Source organism: Gordonia jinhuaensis (assembly GCF_014639795.1).
GTDB classification, from domain to species: Bacteria; Actinomycetota; Actinomycetes; order Mycobacteriales; family Mycobacteriaceae; genus Gordonia_B; species Gordonia_B jinhuaensis.
The window spans coordinates 45,963-53,591 of sequence record NZ_BMGC01000027.1; the positions used below are offsets into that span (position 1 = coordinate 45,963).

Below are 7,629 nucleotides of genomic sequence, written 5' to 3' on the forward strand. Positions count from 1 at the left end.
CAGGGGGACGATTTTCACCATCTGATTTATCCATCCGCGTGTTTCGGCGTGCCGGTACTCTTGCGCGCCGATACGCTCGGACGATGACGGGGCCGGATTCGACGTTCACGGCAAAGCCACGCAGACTCGGGGTGGAAGAAGAGTTCCACCTGATCGACCTGCGCACCCGCCGACTCACCGCCCGCGCCCCTGAGCTCCTCGAGGCGCTGCCCGACGACGGTTACGTCGCCGAGCTGCAGCGATGTGTGGTCGAGTCCAATTCCGCGGTCTTCAGCGATCTCGACTCACTGCGCAAGGATCTGCAGACCAGCCGCGAACGCCTCGTGCAGGCGGCGAGTTCCCTGGGAATGGGTGTGGTCGCGGCGGGATCGGTTCCCCTGTCTGTGCCCACCGAACTCCGCGTCACCGAGACGCCGCGTTATCGACGGATGCTCGCCGATTATCAATTGCTCGCCCGAGAACAACTCATCTGCGGAACTCAGGTCCATGTCGACGTCGTCGACCGCGACGAGGCGGTGGCGATCGCGGCGCGCCTGGCCCCCTACATTCCGACGCTGCTGGCGCTGTCGGCCAGTTCACCCTTCTGGAGTGACGGCAGCGACACCGGCTACGCCTCGGCGCGCACCCTGATCTGGCAGCGCTGGCCGACCAGCGGCCCGTTCCCGGTGGTCGACAACGCCGCACACTACGACGCCGAGATCGCGATGCTGGTGGCCAGCGGGGTCATCAGCGATCCGGGAATGGTCTATTTCGACGTACGTCCCTCCGCCGGGGTCAAGACCCTCGAACTGCGCGTCTGTGACAGCTGCCCGTCGGTGGACACCATCACGCTGATCGCCGGCCTGACCCGTGCACTGGTCGACAGGGAGGCGGCCCGCCTGCACGCCGACATCGCCCCCACCGCACCCACGCTCTACCGTGCGGCGATCTGGCAGGCCGCGCGTTCCGGTCTGGAAGGCGATCTCATCGACGTCTCGACCGCCACGCCTCGGCCGGCCGGTGAGGTGGTCCGGGCGCTGACGGATTCCTTGCGCGACGAACTCACCGCCATCGGCGACTGGGAGATCGTCGACGAACTCACCACCCGCGCCATCGAACGCGGCAGCTCGGCCTCGCGGCAGCGACGCGTGCTGCGACGGCGGGGACGGCTCACCGACGTGGTGGATCGTCTGGCGGCCGAGACGGCCGGCACCGCTCCGGCGCCCGCACCCGCCGCGCGCCGCGACGGCAACCTGCTCTACGGCTATCAGCCCGCCGACTGCGAGGACCCCACGATCCCGCCGGACCCCTTCGACGAGGCTATCGCCGCCGACCTGTCGATGCGACCCGGATATGCCGAGATCATCGCCGCGGCAACACAACTGGGCAACGTATCGCTACGCAACCGGGAATACCAGATCGAGCGCGAGCAGAGCGTCGACGACGTGACCTTCAAGGTCAGCGGTCAGGATCGTGCCCAGATCTTCCCCCTCGACGTGATCCCCCGCATCGTCGGCGCGGCCGACTGGCAGCGGGTGAGCGACGGCATCGAACAGCGTGCACTCGCGCTCAACGCCTTCCTCTGCGACATCTACGGCGACCAGGCGATCGTCGCCGACGGCATCATCCCCGCCGAGGCGCTCGACCGCGCCCCCGGGTATCGCCGGTCGGGTCGGCTGCCGTCATGGCAACACGTTCGCACACATATCTGCGGCACCGATCTGATCTCCGACGGCCCCGGCCATTTCGTGGTCCTCGAAGACAATCTCCGGGTCCCCTCGGGTGTCGCCTTCGCCCTGACCAACCGCCGACTGATGCAGCAGTTCCTCCCCGAGATCACCCCACCGGCCGAGATCCTCGACGTCGACGCGGTGCCGGAGATGATCGCGCAGACGATCGCGGCGGCCCGCCCGCCGCGGGCACACGACGACGGCATCGACATCGTGCTCAGCTCCGGGTGGACCGATTCGGCCTGGTTCGAACACCGGCTCATCGCCGAGGGTGCCGGTATCCCGGTGGCCACACCCGAGGATCTCTCCGTCCGCAACGGTCGGGTGCACCTGCATCACGGCCGCGACATCGACGTGGTCAACACCATCTATCTGCGTATGGACGAGGACATGCTGCTGTCGTCGACCGGGGTCGACGACGTCGCGCTGCGTGCCGGTCTCATCGAGGCGATGCGGTCGGGGACCCTCGCGATCGCCAACGCACTGGGGAACGGCGTGGCCGACGACAAGGCCATCTACGCCTATGTGCCGCAGATGATCCGCTATTACCTGGGCGCACAACCGCTGATCGACCAGGTGCCCACCTGGCTGTGTTCCGAACGCGACCAGCGCGACTACGTGCTGTCACGACTCTCGGAACTGGTGGTCAAACCCATCGACGGACTCGGCGGCAGCGGCATCACCATCGGCCCCGAATGCACCGATCGTCAGCTGGCCGAGCGTGAACTCGAACTGAAAACCCAGCCCGAACGCTTCGTCGCCCAGGAGGTGGTGTCGTTGTCGACCCATCCCACCTTCGACGGCAACGGCTTCTGGCCCCATCACGTGGATCTGCGCGCGTTCGTGCATCTGCGCGCCGACGGCGACGACATCGACGCGGTGGTGGCACCGGCGGCACTGACGCGGGTCGCTCCGAGCGGGAGCCTGATCGTCAACTCCTCACGCGGGGGGGGCGGCAAGGACACCTGGATCCTGGCCACCGACGTATCCGAGAACTGATGGACCCGAGGACAAGCGACCACCCAACGAGGGAGTGAACGGACACCATGTGTGGCATCTGCGGCGAGATCCGGTTCGATTCGGCACAACCGGAGGTGGGGGCGGTGGCCGCGATGAACGCCGGGATGGCCCGGCGCGGTCCGGACGGCTCGGGTGTGTACGTGCACGCAGCGGTGGCGCTGGGTCACCGGCGGCTCAAGATCATCGACCTCTCCGAACGCGGTTCGCAGCCGATGGTCGATGCGGCGCTGGGGCTGGCGATGGTGTTCAACGGCTGCATCTACAACTACAAAGAGCTCCGAGAAGAGCTGGAAGGCAAGGGGTATCGATTCTTCTCCCATGCCGACAGCGAGGTGATCCTCAAGGCGTACCACGCCTGGGGCACCTCCTGTGTCGACCACCTGATGGGAATGTTCGCCTTCGTCATCCTCAACACCGACACCGGTGAGGTGACGATGGCTCGCGACCGGCTGGGTATCAAACCGCTCTACCTGTCGCAGACCCCGTCCCGGCTGCGGTTCGCCTCCTCCATCCAGGCGCTGCTCGCCGGCGGCGGCGTGGACACCTCGATCGATCTCATCGCGCTGCATCACTACATGAGCTTCCATTCGGTGGTGCCGGCGCCGCATACGATCTACAACGGTGTACGCAAGCTGCCCCCGGCGACGGTGAAGGTGATCGCACCCGACGGCTCGAGCACCGAACACCGGTACTGGGAACCGCGATTCGCTCCCGAGGCCGCGCGTGCGGACTGGGATGAGAAGCGCTGGCAACACGAGATCCTCGACTCGTTGCGCACCGCGGTGCGCCGGCGCATGGTCGCCGACGTTCCGGTGGGCGTGCTGCTGTCCGGCGGCGTCGACTCGTCACTGGTGGTGGCGATGCTCGCCGAACAGGGACAACACGACCTGGCCACCTTCAGCATCGGATTCGATTCCGCGGCAGGTGAATCCGGCGACGAATACGCCTACTCCGATCTGATCGCCGACGAGTTCGGCACCGATCATCACAAGATCCACATCGGCACCGACCGGCTGCTGCCCGCGGTCCCCGACACGATCGCCGCGATGGCCGAACCGATGGTCAGCCACGATTGCGTGGCCTTCTATCTCCTGTCGCAGGAGGTGAGCAAGTCGATCAAGGTGGTGCAGTCCGGCCAGGGCGCCGACGAGATCCTTGGCGGCTACGACTGGTACCCGCCGCTGGCCGACACCCCGCGCGAGGACACCACCAAGGCCTATGCGTCGGTCTTCTTCGATCGCAGTCACCACGACATCGACATGCTGCTGTCACCGGAGTACACCCTCGAACACGATCCGAGCTGGGATTTCGCCCTCGCCCATCAGTCGGCGCCCGGGGCAGGTTCGGCCGTGGACGCCGCACTGCGCCTCGACACCACCGTGATGCTCGTCGACGACCCGGTCAAACGCGTCGACAACATGACGATGGCCTGGGGCCTGGAGGCGCGGGTGCCCTTCCTCGACCACGAGTTCGTGGAGCTCGCCGCCACCTGCCCGCCCGAGCTGAAGCTGGCCCACGGCGGCAAGGGCGTCATGAAGGAGGCGGCCCGCTCGATGCTGCCCGCCGCGGTCATCGACCGCACCAAGGGGTACTTCCCGGTGCCCGGCATCCGCCACCTCGAGGGCGGGGTGCTCGACCTGGTGACCGACACGCTCAGGTCCCAGGCCGCCCTCGATCGCGGACTGTACCGCCCCGACGCGCTCGCGAGGCTGTTCGGTGACCCCAACGGCATCCGCACGACCCTCGGCTCGAATGCGCTCTGGCAAGTTGCCATGCTGGAGATGTGGCTACAAACGATGGAGTCGATCTCACGGTGACGGCGACATCGGACGACGACTCGACTACGGCGTCCGATGCCGCCGGGGTCGCGGCTGTCCACGACACCGCCGAATCCTCGACCGGTCCCGACGTCCGGCACTGGCGTGCCTACGGCTCGTCCCTGGCGCCCAGCGGCTCGGCCTTCGCCTACATCGTCGACGACGGCACCGGCTATCCGCGGGCGGCCCAGCGGACGTTGTCGGCGTCGTCAGGGGTGGGTGAGCTGCGCTGGGTGCGACTGCCCGCCTCGGGTCCGGCGCACAAGATCGAACACTCCGCCGACGGCGAATGGCTGGCCGTGGAGATCGCCCCGGGCGGCGGCGAGCGATCGCAGGTGTGGGCGGTGACCACCGATCCCGAGGATGCGACATCCTTCCGGATCGCCGCGAAACTCCCCGACGGGTCGGCCTATGCGACGGTCGAGCTGGTGGGCTGGAATGCCGAGCACGTGCTGATCACCGCGACCGAACACGACGGGACCGCACATGCGCTGCAGGTGCATCCGGCGACCGGGCACGCCACCGACCTCGATGCGCGGGTGGGCGGACACCTGGTGGACGCCTGGAAGGGTGCGGCGCTGCTGCGCGTCGGGCCCCGTGGCTATCGCGACATGCTGCTGTTGCGCGGCGGCGACATCACCGCGCTGCTGCCCAACGACCCCGGCGCGACCACCGAACACGGCGTCATCCTCGACCAGGGTTTCGTGCACCCGTCGCGGGTGTTCACCGCACCTCCCCACATGCGTCCCGACATCGACCGCGACAGTGTGCAGGCCCTCCTCCGCAGCGATTTCGATGCGAAGTTCCCGCGCCTGCTCGGTGTGGAGGCCTCGCGTTACGGCGTGCGATTCCAGGTGCTCGCCGAGCGCGCCGGCGCCGGACTCGACGAGTTCGTGGTGTCCAACGACCAGAGCACGGTGGCCATGCTCTGGAATGTGGACGGATACAGCGAGCTGGAGATCATGTCGCTGCCCGACCAGAGCACGCTGCCACCGATCCGGTTGCCCGGTGAGGTGGCCTCACAGCTGTCGATCAGCGCCGCCGGACGGCTGGTGACGGTGACCGTGCAGGCGCCGAGGATGCCGCCGCGAGTGATGCTCGTCGACACCCATCGGCGAAGCGTGATCGAGGTCGATCCCCTTCCGGGTGGTTGTCCGCACGGTGCGGTGACACCGGAACTGCTGCGGTTCTCCGCCCGTGACGGCATGCCGCTGTCGGGGTGGCTCTACCGCCCACCGGGTGTGTCCGGACCCTCACCCACCGTCGTGTACTTCCACGGTGGACCCGAGGCGCAGTCACGTCCCGACTACAGCTTCCTGTTCCCGGCGCTCGTCGGCGCGGGCTACACGGTGTTCGCGCCGAATGTGCGCGGATCGACCGGTTACGGGCGATTGTTCTCCCATGCCGACGACCGCTACGGCCGCTACGCGGGGATCAACGACGCGGCCGACTGCGTGGACTTCCTCGTCGACGAACTCATCGCCGACCCCGACCGGGTGGTGTGTTCGGGCCGCTCCTACGGCGGCTACCTCACCCTGGCCTGCCTGACCTTTCACCCCGACCGCTTCGCCGGCGGAGTGGCGATCTGCGGGATGAGCGACCTCGAATCGTTCTACCGCAACACCGAGCCGTGGATCGCCGCGGCCGCCTACACCAAATACGGCCACCCGGACTCCGATCGCGAGCTGCTCGCCGACCTGTCGCCGATCAACCGGATCGACGAGCTGCGCGCGCCGCTGCTGGTGATCCACGGCGCCCACGACACCAACGTGCCGGTCAGCGAATCCGAACAGATCGTGGCGAGCGTCGCCGACCGCGGCGGCGACGCCGAACTACTGCTCTTCGCCGACGAGGGCCATGAGATCGTCAAGGACGTCAACCAGCAGAAGATGAACTCCCATATCGTCGGATGGCTGGAATCCCGGATCGGAGGGGGATCCTGCGCCGCCCGATCACAGGCGGGATAATTCGACCAGATCGTCACGCACACGAACCAGACCGTCAGGACCAGCAGACCCCGGAGGTGGACCAGTGGCAGTGTCACGTTCGTCCGCGGTCGGCCTGATCGCACAGCTGAGTCCCATCGAATCCGGCAGCGCCCAGACCGGTGTCCTCGCCGAGCTTCGGCGGGCCATCCTGGCCGGCGGGGTCGCACCTGGTACGCCGATCCCGGTCAACGAGGTCGCCAAGGTGTTCGGTGTGTCCCCCATCCCCGTGCGCGAGGCGCTCAAGACGCTCATCGGCGAGGGCCTGGTGGATCACCGCACCAACAGCGGATACTTCGTCGCCCGCCTCACCAGCGATGAACTGCGCGAGATCTATTTCGTCCGTGGCGTTCTCGAACGCGCCGCACTCGCCCAGGCGGTGGAGAAGATGACCGACGACGACCTCGCGCTGGCCCGCGCCGAACATCAGGCACTGCAGGAGTCGACCATCAGCGACGACCGCCGCGGCTATCACCGGCATTCGCGGCGATTCCATCAGGCGCTGGTGGACCCGTGCGGCATGCCGCGACTGCTCACCATGTTCGAGACCACCTGGAACATGACCGAACCGTTCCAGATCATGCGCACCGTCGACGCGAACTTCCAGTTGACGATGCACGCCGACCACGAGCGGATGATCTCCGCCGCGCAGGCCCGCGACGCCGACGCACTGGTCGAACTCGCACGCGTACACCACGGCCGGCTCGAATCGGCGATCCTGGCCACCGGCGGATAGCAGTTCCCGCACCAGTTCACGCGCACCACACGCGCGCACACCACGGTCGCGGGTCACGCGGACGGCCACCCCGTTCACTCGCGTGGAATATAGCGTTCACGTAATTGTCGGGTAATACCCGCTTCCTACGCTGTTCTCAGTTGGAATCCGCAGCATGCGCAGGCACCGTCGCCGGTCACGCTGGCAGATAAGGCAACAGTGAGGAACGCCATGACCGAGGCAGTCAGCGATCAGCAGGAAATACCCACAGACAAGAACAAGGGGCTGGTGCACGAGTAGGTGACATCTGATCTGGCTTGCCCTGCCGGGCGGCCTGGAAGGATGCCAGCTGTGCCCAAGCCCTATCCCCAGGAGTTCCGCGA

At 67.1% G+C, this 7,629-nt stretch carries 4 protein-coding genes; all 4 read left to right on the forward strand.

The genetic code is table 11. The features are described from left to right. Window positions 1–83 precede the first annotated feature (83 nt). The 4 genes from IEW22_RS15285 to IEW22_RS15300 all read left to right on the forward strand — a co-directional run bounded on the left by IEW22_RS15285 (window position 84) and on the right by IEW22_RS15300 (window position 7,267). Window positions 84–2,708 carry a carboxylate--amine ligase/circularly permuted type 2 ATP-grasp protein gene (locus IEW22_RS15285; protein WP_188587481.1) on the forward strand — a complete coding sequence of 875 codons (2,625 nt, stop codon included), beginning with the start codon at window positions 84–86 and terminating at the stop codon, window positions 2,706–2,708. 47 nt (window positions 2,709–2,755) lie between these two features. Further along, a complete protein-coding gene (locus IEW22_RS15290; protein WP_188587482.1) occupies window positions 2,756–4,546 on the forward strand; it encodes an N-acetylglutaminylglutamine amidotransferase in 1,791 nt (596 codons plus the stop codon). Next, window positions 4,513–6,513, forward strand: coding sequence for an alpha/beta hydrolase family protein (locus tag IEW22_RS15295; protein ID WP_373284207.1), 2,001 nt, complete (start codon window positions 4,513–4,515; stop codon window positions 6,511–6,513). Before IEW22_RS15290 ends, IEW22_RS15295 begins: the two co-directional genes overlap by 34 nt. A 70-nt stretch (window positions 6,514–6,583) precedes the next feature. Further along, complete coding sequence (locus IEW22_RS15300; protein WP_188587483.1) at window positions 6,584–7,267, forward strand: GntR family transcriptional regulator; 684 nt, start codon at window positions 6,584–6,586, stop codon at window positions 7,265–7,267. The last annotated feature ends 362 nt before the right edge of the window (window positions 7,268–7,629 follow it).